The organism is Neisseria perflava, assembly GCF_024170405.1.
GTDB lineage: Bacteria > Pseudomonadota > Gammaproteobacteria > Burkholderiales > Neisseriaceae > Neisseria > Neisseria perflava_B.
In genome coordinates this window covers 1-14,141 of the sequence record NZ_JALJYC010000005.1, presented here as the reverse complement: position 1 = coordinate 14,141, position 14,141 = coordinate 1, and the positions used below count along the sequence as shown (strand labels likewise).

Genomic DNA, 14,141 nt, shown 5'->3' with positions numbered 1-14,141 from the left:
TTGTTTCTATTTGAGACTTGTCTTAAAGCGTAGCGTTACCGCTTTTTTATGCTTTGCTTTCCGGCTGCATGGTATAGACACTGCCATCGGCCAACAATAATTTCGGCGCTTGGTTGTTTTCGACCACATCTTTGTCGATAACGACTTTTTTCACGTCTTCCAAGTCGGGCAGCAGATACATGGTGTCCAGCAGGTACCGCTCGACGATGGAGCGCAGGCCGCGCGCACCGGTTTTGCGTTCCAAGGCTTGATGGGCAATGGCGTGCAGCGCGTCTTCTTCAACTTCCAGCTCAACGCCTTCCATTTCAAACAGGGTTTGGTATTGTTTGATGAGGGCGTTTTTCGGCTCGGTCAGGATGTTGGTCAGCGCTTCTTCGTCCAATTCGCTCAAGGTGGCAATGACCGGCAGGCGGCCGATTAATTCGGGAATCAGGCCAAATTTAATCAGGTCGGCAGGTTCGACGGTTTCGATGACTTCGGAAAGGTTGCTCTCTTCGTCTTTGCTGTGTACTTGCGCACCAAAGCCGATACCGCCTTTTTCGGTACGCTGGCGGATAACTTTTTCCAAACCGGCAAACGCGCCGCCGCAGATAAACAGGATATTGGTGGTATCGACGTTAATAAATTCCTGATTCGGGTGCTTGCGGCCGCCTTGCGGGGGCACGCTGGCGACGGTGCCTTCAATCAGTTTCAGCAGCGCTTGTTGCACGCCTTCGCCGGAAACGTCGCGGGTAATCGACGGATTCTCGCTTTTGCGTGAAATTTTGTCGATTTCGTCGATATAAACGATACCGCGCTGCGCTTTTTCCACATCGAAATCACATTTGCCCAGCAGTTTGGTAATAATCTGCTCGACATCTTCGCCGACATAACCGGCTTCGGTCAGGGTGGTGGCGTCGGCCATCACAAAAGGCACATCCAATTTGCGCGCCAGCGATTGCGCCAGCAGGGTTTTGCCCGAACCGGTCGGGCCGATAAGCAGGATGTTGGATTTGGAAAGCTCGACGTTGTCGCCGGTTTTGGGATGGCGCAGGCGTTTGTAATGATTGTAAACCGCTACGGCCAGCGATTTTTTGGCGTGTTCCTGGCCGATAACGTGTACATTCAGATTGGCCACGATTTCAGACGGCGTGGGCAGTTTGCCGTTGCCCGTAGCGGCGGGCGCGTCTGCTTGGGCAGGATTTTCGCTATGGGATTCCTGCAACATAATGCCGCAGGTTTCAACGCATTCGTTACAAATGAAAGCGTGTTCGCCTTCAATCAGATTTTTGACTTCATGCTCGGATTTTCCGCAGAACGAGCAGGAGCGTTTTTCTTCAGACATGGTATTTTTTTCTTTGTTAAGTTAAGCAGTATGGGCCGACGGGCAGGTTTCCCGGTAAAGCGCTCTAGTATAATAAGTAATGCATGGTTTATCAAATTTCAAGGCTTGTGTCGCATAAAACGCGCGACGGATGTACTGGTTTGGGTAAATGTTGCAAACAAAAGCAAAATTTCAATGACTTGCTTTACATTTTTTTGAAATATAACCACAATAAAACATATAGATTTATAGATTAATGAGATTCTACTTCGCAAGAACGGTGAACCAACCGGTTTTTCCTGCGCGGTCGCCGTTATGGTATGTATTCAGAGTTTGGGGAGATTCTATGATTAGATTGTGTAAAAAATTAAGCGTATTGTGCATGAGCGCGGTATTGGCAACGGCGGCATTGCCGGTAATGGCTGACGACATGGATGTGTTGGGTCAGTTTTTGGAGCAGAATTTTCCGACCAAACAAGACCCGCTGGAAGCTTTAGCCAACAGCCGTGCCGAGCAAGTCGAAATGCAGGCGCAGATTGCCGGCCCGCTGCTGTCTTCGCAATCGGCTTTGATTTTGAATAACCGTACCGGTGAGGTACTGTATCAGAAAAATGCCAACCGCGTGATGCCGATTGCCTCGATTTCCAAAGTGATGAGTGCGATGGTGACGCTGGATGCGCGTTTGGACATGAATGAGATGATTACCATCACGCCGGACGAAATCGACCGCATCAAGGGTACGGGCAGCCGTTTGGCTATCGGCACCACGTTGAGCCGTGGTGAATTACTGCATTTGAGCCTGATGAGCAGCGAAAACCGCGCCACCCACGCGCTCGGTCGCACCTATCCGGGCGGTATGGGCGCATTTGTCGCCGCCATGAATGCCAAAGCGCAAAGTTTGGGCATGTACAATAGCCGTTTTTACGAGCCGACAGGCTTGGATCCGCGCAATGTTTCCACTGCCAACGATTTGAGCAAAATGGTATCTGCTGCCAGTAAGTATCCGCTGATTCGCAAAAATTCGACTTCAAACTACGGCGCGGTTTATACCGCCAACGGCCGTCAGCAGTATAAAAATTCCAATGCCTTGGTGCGCGAAGGCGCTTGGAACATCGAAATGCAGAAAACCGGCTATATCCGCGAGGCAGGCCGCTCGATGGTGGTGAAAGCCAATGTGCAAAACCAACCGATTACCATCGTTTTGCTGAATTCGCCGACCTCGACCACCCGCGTCAACGACGCACGTAAAATCGAGTCTTGGATGTTGCAGCGTCCGTCTTAAACCATTGGTATTGGCTATGCTAAGGCCGTCTGAAAATAGTGTTGTTTTCAGACGGCCTTTACTTGCCTAAAAATACTTCAGGCCTTATGCTTACACAATAAATGAAACGATATTGGAGCGTATGATGACCCGCCATATCCAGCAATATACATCTTTGATTGCGGCGGCTGCTTTGATGATAGCCGGTTGCACTTCGGTTGCCGATATGGTCGGTTACGATACGGCAACGCTGAACCAAAGCGCGGCGAAAAGTTACAGCCAAGTGATGACTAAAGCGCAAAGTCAGCAGGTGTTGGATACCACTTCGAGAACCGCCCGCCGTATTCAGACGGTGTTCAACCGTTTGAAACCGTATGCCAACCAAGCCAACCGTACCGGTGTGGCGTTTAACTGGCAGATGAATGTTATCCGCAGCAATGAAATGAACGCATGGGCCATGCCCGGCGGCAAAATGGCGATGTACACCGGTATTGTCGAACGGCTGAATCTGACCGATGACGAAATCGCCGCCGTTATCGGCCATGAAATGACCCATGCACTGCTGGAGCACAGCAAAAAAGCCATCGGCGGGCAGGTTTTGACCGGCTTGGGCGGTACGATTTTATCCGGCGTGACCGGCGTGGACAGCAGCGTGGTCGGCTTGGGCTCGGATTTGATTGCTACCAAACCGTTTTCCCGTTATCAGGAAAGCGAGGCAGACGCAGGCGGTGTGCGCCTGATGGCCTTGGCCGGATACAACCCGCAGGCGGCGGTAACGGTATGGCAGAAAATGAACCGTGTAGAAGGAGGCAGCTCCGTGGCGGTGTTATCCACCCACCCGAGCAATAATGCGCGGATTGCCGCTATTCAAAAGATGTTGCCGGAGGTTATGCCGATTTACGAGCGCAATAAACGCTGATGGTCGGGAACCATAAAAAATGCCGTCTGAAAAATTTTTCAGACGGCATTTTTATAGGAACAAGATTATGCTGTGATGATAACGGGTTTGTCGGTGGACATAATAATCCCGCCGCCCAAGCAGACGTCGCCATCGTATAAAACGGCTGATTGGCCGGGTGTAACCGCCCATTGCGGGTCATCGAAGAGCAGTTCGATGGTTTCGTCATCGACATAGCGCAGTTCGCAAGGTGCGTCGGCCATGCGGTAGCGGGTTTTGCAGGTATAGCGGCCGGGGGCGGGACGTTCGGGCAGGGTAAAGCTCAAATCGTTCATAATCAGACTTTGTGTGTAAAGCAGCGGATGGTCGTGTCCTTGCACCACAATCAGCTCGTTTTTCGTCAGGTCTTTGGCGGCAACAAACCACGGTTCGCCCGCGCCGCCGATACCTAAGCCTTTGCGCTGGCCGAGGGTGTAAAACATCAGGCCGACATGTTCGCCAACGGTTTTGCCTTCGGGAGTCACCATTTTGCCGTTGTTGGTCGGCAGGTATTGCTGCAAAAATTCGCGGAACGGGCGCTCGCCGATAAAGCAGATACCGGTACTGTCTTTTTTAGCGGCCGTGGGCAGCTTGAACTGCTCGGCCAAACGGCGCACTTCAGGTTTTTCCAAATCGCCGAGCGGAAAAATGGCGCGTTCGAGTTGAAAAGGCTGCAGGCGGTAGAGAAAATAGCTTTGGTCTTTGTTGTTGTCCAAGCCTTTGAGCAGGTAGTGCACGCCGTCGCGCACTTCTTTACGCGCGTAGTGTCCGGTGGCGATGATGTCGGCGCCTTGTTCGATGGCATAATCTAAAAAGCATTTGAATTTAATTTCGGCGTTGCACAATACGTCGGGATTCGGTGTGCGGCCGGCACGGTATTCTTTTAAAAAATAGGCGAAAACATTGTCTTTGTATTGCGCGGTGAAATTGACGATGTCGATATCAATGCCGATGATGTCGGCCACGGCGATGGCGTCAAAAGAATCTTGCTTGATACTGCAATATTCGTCGTTGTCGTCGTCTTCCCAGTTTTGCATAAACACACCGCGCACCTTGTGGCCTTGCTGTTGCAGCAGGGCGGCGGTTACGGAGGAATCGACACCGCCGGACAAACCGACGATGATATTTTGCGGGGTAGTGGGTGTGGTGTTCATGGGCAGGGAAATGGGGCAAATACGAAAATTTTAAAGGCGGATTTTAGCACTTTTGTAACCGATAGGCCAAAGGCCGTCTGAAAACCGGATGTTACTGCGGTTTTCAGACGGCCTTGTGCGGGATTTTTTAGGCAGACTATGCGTTTCTAGCGGATAAAATATACAAGTTTATTCGGCAAGTTTAGTGCTGGTGTGCCGCGCCCGCGTGATTGTGTTGAGAAGCAGCCTGCTGCGGCGCGTTTTTCACCTCAACTTGCACAGTTTGCGCCTTGGCTTGTTTGAATTTGAGGGTAACGGGAATTTTTTCACCTGCTTTTAACGGGCGTTTCAGCCCCATAAACATCACATGATAACCGCCCGGTTTCATTTCAGTTGTGGCATTGGCCGGTAACGCTACACCATCTTTAGCTTGGCGCATGCGCATAACGCCGTTGTCGTTGATGTGGGTGTGGATTTCGACACGTTCTGCCACGGGCGAACTGCCGCCGATTAGGGTGTCAGGGGTATTGCTTTCGTTGCGCAGAGTCATGAAGGCGCCGCCCATTTTCATGCCTTCAACAGTTGAACGCGCCCATGCGTTTTGTACTTGGATACCTGCGGCGATGGCGGTTGGGCAAATTGCTGACAAGACCACGGCAGTCAGCAGTGCTTTCATTTTCATGATGTATTCCTTTGGGTTGGATGAGAACGCTATCTTACAGGGAAATCTGCCTGAAAGTATTTGATTCAAATTAAATGAATCTTAATTAAACATGAGCGGTCAATACATCAGAAAAGATTAAAGCCGTATTCGCGCCAAAGGGAGATACACCACACGATGACCAATAGCACCAGTGCCAGTAATTGCGCTGCCGAACCTGCATCTTTGGCGCGTTTGGCCAATTCGTGTTTGGCGGTGGAGGTGTGATCGACGGCGGCTTCAATAGCGGTATTAAAGAGTTCGGTAATCAGCGAAACAAACGAGGCCATAATCAGCAGAATGCGGGTACTCGGGCCGAAATTGAAGAAAAACGTAGCGACAAACAGCAGGCCGTTGAGCCAGAGCAGTTGGCGGAATGCGCTTTCATGGCGGTAGGCGGATTTTAGACCGTCTTTGGAGTAGCCGAATGCGTTGATAATGCGCTTCAGGCCGGTTTTGCCTTTTTTATCGGCGGCGTAAGAATCGGGTTTCATGATGGATTTTTAGGAAGAGACTGAGAGGCCGTCTGAAAAAACTGTGTCAGCATAAGATTCGGCGGTTTTCAGACGGCCTGATGTGTTGGGGGAGAGGGCAGAATCTGTGTCCATCTTTTCCATCGGTATGGCGCAGATTTGCCCATTTGTGTTTGGATAACGGCGTTAATTTTTCGCCCAGGTTTGCACGGCATCGGCAAACATGGCGGCCACGTCAAAGCCTTTTTGCTTCATGATTTCTTGGAAACCGGTCGGGCTGGTGACGTTGACTTCGGTCAGGTTGCGGCCGATAACGTCCAAACCGGCAAGCAGAATCCCGCGCCGTTTCAATTCGGGCACCAAGGTTTCGGCGATTTCGCGGTCGGTCGCGCTTAATTCCTGCGCCACGCCGCGCCCTCCGGCGGCAAGATTGCCGCGCGTTTCGCCTTGTTGCGGAATACGCGCCAACGCGTAAGGGACGACTTCGCCGCCGATGACCAGAATGCGTTTGTCGCCATCTACAATTTCGGGGATATAGCGCTGCGCCATAATCGTACGCGTGTCCAGCTTCATCAGGGTTTCTAAAATGCTGCCGATATTGGGGTCGCGTTCCGTCAGTCGGAAAATGCCCATACCGCCCATGCCGTCCAGCGGTTTGACGATGATGTCGCCGTGTTCCGATAAAAATTCACGCACATCGGCGGAGCGGGTGGTCACCAGCGTGGGGGCGGTAAACGGGCTGAAATTCAGAATCGCCAGCTTTTCGTTGAAATCGCGCATGGCTTGGCCGCTGTTATACACTTTGGCACCTTGCGTTTCGGCTAGGGTCAGCAGTTGGGTGGCATACAGATACTGCATGTCAAACGGCGGGTCGGTGCGCATAATCACGGCGTCAAAATCTTTTAAGGCCGTCTGAATTTTGCTGCCCGCAGAAAACCAAGCGTGATCGTCGTCGCTTTTCGCGCCGAGAAATTCAAACGGCGCGGCCTGCGCGACAACATTGCCCTGTTTGACCGACAATTCCGCGCTCAAGGTATGCGAGAGCTGCCAGCCGCGCCCCGCCATTTCGCGCATCATGGCGTAGGTGGTGTCTTTATAGGTTTTGAAGGTCGCCATCGGGTCGGCAATAAACAGGACGTGCATGATTTTTCCTTAACAACAAACGCTGCCATCATACCTTGTATTGAGGCCGTCTGAAAAGGTTTTCACATTTTCAGACGGCCTCAAGCCGTTTAAGCAGCCGCCATCGCCAGCAATTCCGCCGCATGGTTGCGCGTGGTATCGGTGATGATTTCGCCGCCGAGCATACGGGCGATTTCTTCGACGCGCTGACAGGTATCCAATACGCTGATTTCGCTGATGGTTTGTTCGCCTTCGCTGTGTTTGCGTACCTGCCAGTGGTTTTCGCCGCAGGAGGCGACTTGCGGCAGGTGGGTCACGGCCAATACCTGATGTTTTTTACCTAAGGCACGTAAGGCTTTGCCGACCATTTCCGCCACGCCGCCGCCGATACCGGTATCGACTTCATCGAAAATCAGCGTCGGTACTTGGGTGTATTGGCTGGTTACAACCTGAATCGACAGGCTGATACGCGCCAATTCGCCGCCGGAAGCGACTTTGTTCAACGGGCGCGACGGGCTGCCTTTGTTTGCGGCCACTTGGAACTGCACTTGTTCCAAACCGTAAGCAGTCGGAGAGGAGGGCAGCAATACGATGTCGAAACGCGCCCCTTTCATCGCCAAATGTTGCATATGATCAGTGGTTTCGGCGCTCAATTTGCCGGCGGCCTGATGGCGCATGGCGGATAAGACATGCGCGGCTTCTTGATATTCGGCCAGATTATGCGCAACGGCCTGCTCCAGCGCTTCCAAATCGGTGGCGGCATGCAGGCTTTGCAACTGTTCGTCGAGCTCGGTCAGTTTGTGCGGTAATTCTTCCGGCTCGATACGGTATTTTCGCGCCATACTCATCAGTTCGCTCATGCGTTGTTCCTGCTTGATGAGCTCATCCGGGTCGATGTCGGTACGTCCGGCTACATCGCGCATATTGGCGCTGATTTCGCCCAACTCGGCTTCGATACTGGCGAGCATGTTCAGGCTGTCGGCAAAACGCGGTTCGATGTTTTGCAGGTTGCCCAGCAGCTTTTGACACAGGTAAATTTGGCGTTGCAGGCCGTTGTCGCCGTCGATTTGTTCGCCGACCTGTTCGGCGGTTTGCAACAGCTCGGCAGAGTGGGCAAGGCTGTCATGGCTTTGGCTGAGCGCTCCCCATTCGCCTGCTTTCAATTCAAGGCGGTTGAGTTCGTCAAACTGCCATTGCAGGCGCTCGCGCTCGATAGCGATGTTTTCCGATTGGGTCTGCGCTTCTTGCAGGGATTTTTTGGCACTAATCCAGTTTTGATATAACTGCTTCACGCTTTCGGCCTGCGCCGCTGCGCCCGCGAATGCGTCCAGTAGCTCGCGTTGGGCGGATTCTTGGTTTAAGGAATGGTGGGCATTTTGGCCGTGGATATCAATCAGCTGCTCGCCGACGGTTTTGAGCTGCGCCAGTGTTGCGGCTTGGTTGTTGAGGTAGCTGCGGCTTTTGCCTTTGGCGTCGATAATGCGGCGGATGTTCAGCTCTTCCGCGCCGTCTTCCAGCAAACCTTGCTCGCGCAGCTGCGCTTGTAGCTGCGGCAGGCCGCCGATGTCGAACAGGGCGGATAATTGCGCTTCTTTCGCGCCGTTGCGCACCTGGCTGTAATCGGCTTTGTCGCCCAACAGCAGGCCGATGGCGTCGAGCGTGATGGATTTGCCCGCGCCGGTTTCGCCGGTTAAGACGGTAAAGCCGTTTTGGAAATCCAAATTCAAGTGATCGACAATCACGAAATCGCGGAGGGAGAGCGCCAGCAACATTGCAGTATTCCTTAATAAAGAGGCCGTCTGAAACGGATTACTTTAGATAGGCTGATTATAACTAAGATTTTTTATAGTTTGAATAAGTTTTTCTATATTTTATTTTGAGATTATCTGATTTTTTGTGTATCCCTTTGATTTTATAGTAACTGTTTTGTTGTAAAAAAGGCCGTCTGAAAAATCAGCAGATTTTTCAGACGGCCTTTGGGCTTTCAACTATGCTGGATTAGCGTACCAGACACGGTTTTTTGTTGTCGAATTCCCAGCCCGGAATCAGGTATTGCATGGCCATGGCGTCGTTGCGCGCGCCCAAGCCCATGTTTTTGTAGAGCTCGTGGGCTTTGGCGACTTGATCCATGTCCAATTCGACGCCCAAACCCGGTTTTTTCGGCACTTCCACCAAGCCACCTTTGATTTGCAGCGGTTCTTTGGTCAGGCGTTGGTTGCCTTCCTGCCAAATCCAGTGGGTGTCGATGGCGGTAATGTTGCCCGGTGCGGCGGCGGCGACGTGGGTAAACATGGCCAGTGAAACGTCGAAGTGGTTGTTGGAGTGCGAACCCCAAGTCAGACCCCAGTCGTTACACATTTGGGCAACGCGCACGGAACCTTGCATGGTCCAGAAGTGCGGGTCGGCCAGCGGGATGTCAACTGATTGCAGGGAAATGGTGTGACCCATTTGACGCCAGTCGGTAGCAATCATGTTGGTGGCGGTCGGCAGACCGGTGGCGCGGCGGAATTCGGCCATCACTTCGCGGCCGGAGTAGCCTTGTTCGGCACCGCACGGGTCTTCGGCGTAGGCCAAAACGCCTTTGAGTTCTTTACCGATTTGGATGGCTTCATTGAGCGACCATGCGCCGTTGGGGTCGAGGGTGATACGGGCTTCGGGGAAGCGTTTGGCCAAGGCTTTGATGGACTCGGCTTCTTCAATACCGGCCAAAACGCCGCCTTTCAGTTTGAAGTCGTTGAAACCGTATTTTTCATAAGCGGCTTCGGCCAAGCGAACTACGGAATCCGGTGTCATGGCAACTTCGTGGCGCAGGCGGTACCAGTCGCACGGGTCGTTTTCCTGGCTTTGGTACGGCAGGTCGGTTTTTTTGCGGTCGCCGACGAAGAACAGATAACCCAGCATTTCCACTGCGTCGCGTTGTTGGCCGTCACCCAACAGGGAAGCCACGGTCACGCCGAGGAATTTGCCCAACAGGTCGAGCATGGCCGCTTCGATGGCGGTTACCACGTGGATGGTGGTGCGCAGGTCGAAGGTTTGCAGGCCGCGGCCGCCGGCATCGCGGTCGGCAAAGTTGCGGCGCACGGCTTCCATCACGTTTTTGTATTCGCCCAAGGTTTTGCCGATGACCAGAGGTTTGGCGTCTTCCAAAGTTTGGCGGATTTTTTCGCCGCCCGGCACTTCACCGACGCCGGTGTTACCGCTGTTGTCGGTCAGAATCACGATATTGCGGGTAAAGTAGGGGGCATGGGCGCCGCTGAGGTTCAGCAGCATGCTGTCGTGACCGGCTACGGGGATAACTTGCATTTCGGTGATTACGGGGGTGCTCATGGTGCTCTCCTTAAAAAATAAGTCAAAACGGATGAATCGGATTCAAGGGTTTTCAGACGGCCTGTGCGGGTTGACGGCAAAGGCCGTCTGAAAAATGGTGTATCGGGTTGCGGGTGGAACGGCTTAACGTACCATTGCCGGACGTTTGCGGTCGAATTTCCAACCCGGGTAGTAAAACTGCATCGGAATGCCGTCGTTGCGCGCGCCGGTGGGCAGTTTTTGGTGCAACTCGTAGGCCTGCTGCACTTTGGCCATATCCAGTTCTACGCCCAAGCCGGGTTTGCCGTTGAGCTTGATTTTGCCGTTGACGATTTCCAGCGGCTCTTTGGTGAGGGTGAAATCGCCTTCCTGCCAAATCCAGTGGGTGTCGAGTGCGGTCGGGTTACCCGGGGCGGCAGCGCCGACGTGGGTAAACATCGCCAGCGAAACATCGAAGTGGTTGTTGGAGTGGCAGCCCCAAGTCAAGCCCCATTCGTTGCACAACTGCGCTACGCGGCTGGCGCCGGTGAGCGTCCAGAAGTGGGGGTCGGCCAGCGGAATATCGACAGCTTGCAGCATGATGGAATGCCCCATTTCACGCCAGTTGGTCGCAATCATATTGGTGGCGGTGGGAATGCCGGTGGCGCGGCGGAATTCGGCCATGATTTCGCGGCCGGAGTAGCCTTGCTCGGCACCGCACGGGTCTTCGGCGTAGGTTAATACGTTATCCAAACCTTTGCACAACTGAATGGCTTCATCCAAAGACCAGCAGCCGTTGGGATCAAGCGTAATGCGCGCATCGGGGAAGTGTTTTTTCAAGGCGGTAACGGTTTCGATTTCTTTCGCGCCTTCAAATACGCCGCCTTTCATTTTGAAATCTTTGAAGCCGTAGCGGTCTTTGGCGGCTGCGGCCAACTCGACCACGGATTGGGTGTCCATCGCTTTTTTGCGGCGGATGTTGTACCACTCGTGTTTGCCTGTCACGGGCTGCTGATACGGCAGGTCGGTAATTTTGTCGTCGCCGATGTAGAAAAGATAGCCCAATACGGTGACTTCGTCGCGCTGTTGGCCGCCAGCCAAGAGTTCGGCAACGGGAACATTTAAAAATTGTCCCATCAGATCCAGCAGGGCGGCTTCCAGAGCGGCCACGGCGTTGACGCGTAGCTCGAATGTCCATGCGCCTTTGCCGAAAGTGTCGTAGTCGGCATCGAGGTAGCCGTTGTGCATATCATTGACAATGCGGTTCAAAATGGAAATCGGACGGTCTTCGACATGGGGGACGGCTTCTTTGAGCGCATTTAAAATGGTCTCGCCGCCGGGGGCTTCGCCGACGCCGGTGTGTCCGGCATTGTCGGTCAGAATCACCAGATTGCGGGTGAAGTAGGGCGAGTGGGCACCGCCGACGTTCATCAGCATGCTGTCGTGTCCGGCAACAGGCACAACTTGCATTTTGGTAATTACGGGTACAGATTGGGTGGACATAATCGAATCCTTTTTCGGTGTTCAAATCTTAAAAATCATCCGGCTGGGTGAAACATGATGGTTTTTAAAATCTGTTTGTTTTTTCAGACGGCCTTGTGAGGCGTTAGGCCGTCTGAAAAAGCTTTAGGTTAAATTAAGCGGTTGCTTTGTTTTCCAAAGGTTTCAGTTCCATGCGTTTGATCGGGCCGACGATAAACAGGAAGCTGAAGGCGGCAACCAGGGCATGCAGGGCAACGAATACCAGCGCCCATTCGAATTTACCGGTTTGGGCTACGATGTAACCGATGACAATCGGAGACACGATACCGGACAAGTTACCGCACATATTAAACAAGCCGCCGGCCAAGCCCATGATTTCTTTCGGTGCGGTGTCGGCCATTACTGCCCAACCCAGTGCGCCTACGCCTTTGCCGAAGAAGGCCATAGACATAAACAATACCACCAGATAAATCGAATCAACGTAGTTGCAGAACACCATGGTCATAGAGAAGAGCATACCTAGCACAATCGGTGTTTTGCGGGCAACTGCCAAGTTGTTGGTTTTTTTCATCAAGGTGTCGGAAATCACACCGCCGGTCAAGCCGCCCAAGAAGCCGCAGATGGCGGGAATCGCTGCGATAAAGCCGACAGATTTCAAGTCCAAACCGCGCTCGGTTGCCAGATATACCGGGAACCAGGTAATGAAGAAGAAGGTCAGGCAGTTGATACAATATTGACCCAGATACACGCCCAACATCATGCGGTTGGTCAAAAGCTGTTTGATATAACCCAGTTTCGGGCCTTCGTTCTTTTTCGAAGTATCGCTTTTGTTTTGGTCCATGTTGACCAAACCGCCGCCTGCTTCGATGTATTCGACTTCGGCTTTGTTGGCACGCGGGTGATCTTTCGGGTCGTAAATCATTTTCAGCCAAACAACGCTGATTAACAGACCGACGACACCCATGAAGATAAACACTGACTGCCAGCCGAATTCAACGGTCAGCCAACCCATAATCGGCGCAAAAATCACAGTAGCGAAATATTGTGCAGAGTTATAAATTGAAACTGCAGTGGCGCGTTCTTTGGCCGGGAACCAGGCTGCCGCGATACGGCTGTTGCCCGGGAAAGAAGGCGATTCAGAGATACCCACCAAGAAGCGCAGGCTGAACAGGATAATCAGCGCCCACATACCGGTAAACAAACCGACACCGGCTTGGAACAGGGTAAACAGCGACCAAAAGAAAATACTGAAAAAGTAAACCTTTTTAGAACCGAATTTATCCAGCAGCCAGCCGCCGGGTAATTGGCCGAGCACATACGCCCAAGAGAAAGCCGAGAAAATCCAGCCCATCCCAGCCGCGTCGATACCCACGGCTTCGGCCATCGGTTTGCCGGCAATCGCCAGCGTGGCACGGTCGCCGTAGTTGACGGCGGTAACCAGGAAAAGCAGAACCACAATACCCCAGCGTACATTGGTGCGCTTCATTTGCGCATCAGGTTGCGTTGACACATTGTTACTCATGATACAGCTCCTAAATGGATGTCATTAATAATTGCTAACGTGGCATCCATTATAGGGAAGTCGCCTACTAAATGAATTGGACAAAGCGCCGAAGTTGCAACAGGGGATGTTTTAAATTTTTGGGCAAAGTAACAATAAGGCAGGAAAAATGTAGTCTTTTGTAGGATAAACAAAAAGCAACCGAATTGTTAAAGAGCGTGAAATAGGTTTTGCCTGCGGCGTGAACCGATAAAAAGATTTTCAGACGGCCTTGAGAATCAAAGGCCGTCTGAAAACATCAAGGATTAAGCAGGTTCTTTTTTTAATTCCATGCGTTTGATCGGGCCGACGATAAACAGGAAGCTGAAGGCGGCAACCAAAGCGTGCAGGGCAACGAAAATCAGCGCATATTCAAAGTGGCCGGTAGCGTGCACGATATAGCCGATGACAATCGGGGAAACGATACCGGAGATATTGCCGCACATGTTAAACAAGCCGCCGGCCAAACCGCTGATTTCTTTCGGCGCGGTATCAGCCATCACCGCCCAACCCAGCGCACCCACGCCTTTGCCGAAGAAGGCAATCGACATAAAGGTAATCACCAGATAAATCGAATCGACATAATTGCAGGCAATCATAATCATGGAGAGCAGCATACCCAACACAATCGGGGTTTTGCGGGCAAAGGCCAGATTATTGGTTTTGCGCATCAGCATATCGGAAATCACACCGCCGGTCAGACCGCCGAGGAAACCGCAAATGGCAGGAACGGCAGAGGCAAAGCCGACAGATTTCAAATCCAAACCGCGTTCGGTGGCCAAATAAACCGGGAACCAGGTAATAAAGAAGAAGGGGCTGTACTAGATAACTAGATTTATTCAAAATCATTTAGAATAAATCCCATGAAAAAAAGTCGACTGAGCCCTTATAAGCAAAACAAGCTA

12 protein-coding genes are annotated in these 14,141 nt (G+C 52.3%); 2 read left to right on the top strand and 10 right to left on the bottom strand.

Annotation, left to right across the window (positions count from 1 at the left end; genetic code table 11):
- Window positions 1-46: 46 nt before the first annotated feature.
- Entirely contained in the window at window positions 47-1,324 is a 1,278-nt protein-coding gene (clpX, locus tag J2T37_RS02785) for an ATP-dependent Clp protease ATP-binding subunit ClpX (protein WP_253353675.1), read from the bottom strand.
- Window positions 1,325-1,649: 325 nt separating this feature from the next.
- Between clpX and J2T37_RS02780 the strand changes: the two genes are divergently transcribed.
- Both J2T37_RS02780 and J2T37_RS02775 read left to right on the top strand, forming a co-directional pair.
- Window positions 1,650-2,585: a serine hydrolase gene (locus J2T37_RS02780; protein WP_437179431.1), complete on the top strand. Its 936-nt coding sequence runs from the start codon at window positions 1,650-1,652 to the stop codon at window positions 2,583-2,585.
- Window positions 2,586-2,709: 124 nt separating this feature from the next.
- Window positions 2,710-3,483, top strand: coding sequence for a M48 family metallopeptidase (locus J2T37_RS02775; protein WP_253353674.1), 774 nt, complete (start codon window positions 2,710-2,712; stop codon window positions 3,481-3,483).
- Between the two features lie 65 nt (window positions 3,484-3,548).
- Here J2T37_RS02775 and mnmA read toward each other — a convergent pair whose 3' ends face one another.
- The 9 genes from mnmA to J2T37_RS02730 form a co-directional block, all read right to left on the bottom strand.
- Entirely contained in the window at window positions 3,549-4,655 is a 1,107-nt protein-coding gene (gene mnmA, locus J2T37_RS02770) for a tRNA 2-thiouridine(34) synthase MnmA (RefSeq protein ID WP_253353673.1), read from the bottom strand.
- A gap of 181 nt (window positions 4,656-4,836) precedes the next feature.
- Window positions 4,837-5,310, bottom strand: coding sequence for a copper chaperone PCu(A)C (locus J2T37_RS02765; RefSeq protein WP_253353759.1), 474 nt, complete (start codon window positions 5,308-5,310; stop codon window positions 4,837-4,839).
- Window positions 5,311-5,423: 113 nt separating this feature from the next.
- Complete coding sequence (locus J2T37_RS02760; protein ID WP_253353672.1) at window positions 5,424-5,828, bottom strand: diacylglycerol kinase; 405 nt, start codon at window positions 5,826-5,828, stop codon at window positions 5,424-5,426.
- 165 nt (window positions 5,829-5,993) lie between these two features.
- Window positions 5,994-6,950 (bottom strand): glutathione synthase, encoded by a 957-nt coding sequence (gene gshB / locus J2T37_RS02755; protein ID WP_253353671.1) that lies wholly within the window; start codon window positions 6,948-6,950, stop codon window positions 5,994-5,996.
- Between the two features lie 89 nt (window positions 6,951-7,039).
- On the bottom strand, window positions 7,040-8,701 hold the full coding sequence (recN, locus tag J2T37_RS02750; protein ID WP_253353670.1) for a DNA repair protein RecN: 1,662 nt from the start codon (window positions 8,699-8,701) through the stop codon (window positions 7,040-7,042).
- A gap of 226 nt (window positions 8,702-8,927) precedes the next feature.
- Complete coding sequence (gudD, locus tag J2T37_RS02745; RefSeq protein ID WP_253353669.1) at window positions 8,928-10,256, bottom strand: glucarate dehydratase; 1,329 nt, start codon at window positions 10,254-10,256, stop codon at window positions 8,928-8,930.
- Between the two features lie 123 nt (window positions 10,257-10,379).
- Window positions 10,380-11,717 carry a glucarate dehydratase family protein gene (locus J2T37_RS02740; RefSeq protein ID WP_253353668.1) on the bottom strand — a complete coding sequence of 446 codons (1,338 nt, stop codon included), beginning with the start codon at window positions 11,715-11,717 and terminating at the stop codon, window positions 10,380-10,382.
- A gap of 133 nt (window positions 11,718-11,850) precedes the next feature.
- Window positions 11,851-13,218 (bottom strand): MFS transporter, encoded by a 1,368-nt coding sequence (locus J2T37_RS02735; RefSeq protein WP_253353667.1) that lies wholly within the window; start codon window positions 13,216-13,218, stop codon window positions 11,851-11,853.
- Window positions 13,219-13,502: 284 nt separating this feature from the next.
- Window positions 13,503-14,039 (bottom strand): MFS transporter, encoded by a 537-nt coding sequence (locus J2T37_RS02730; protein ID WP_367398801.1) that lies wholly within the window; start codon window positions 14,037-14,039, stop codon window positions 13,503-13,505.
- Window positions 14,040-14,141: the final 102 nt, after the last annotated feature.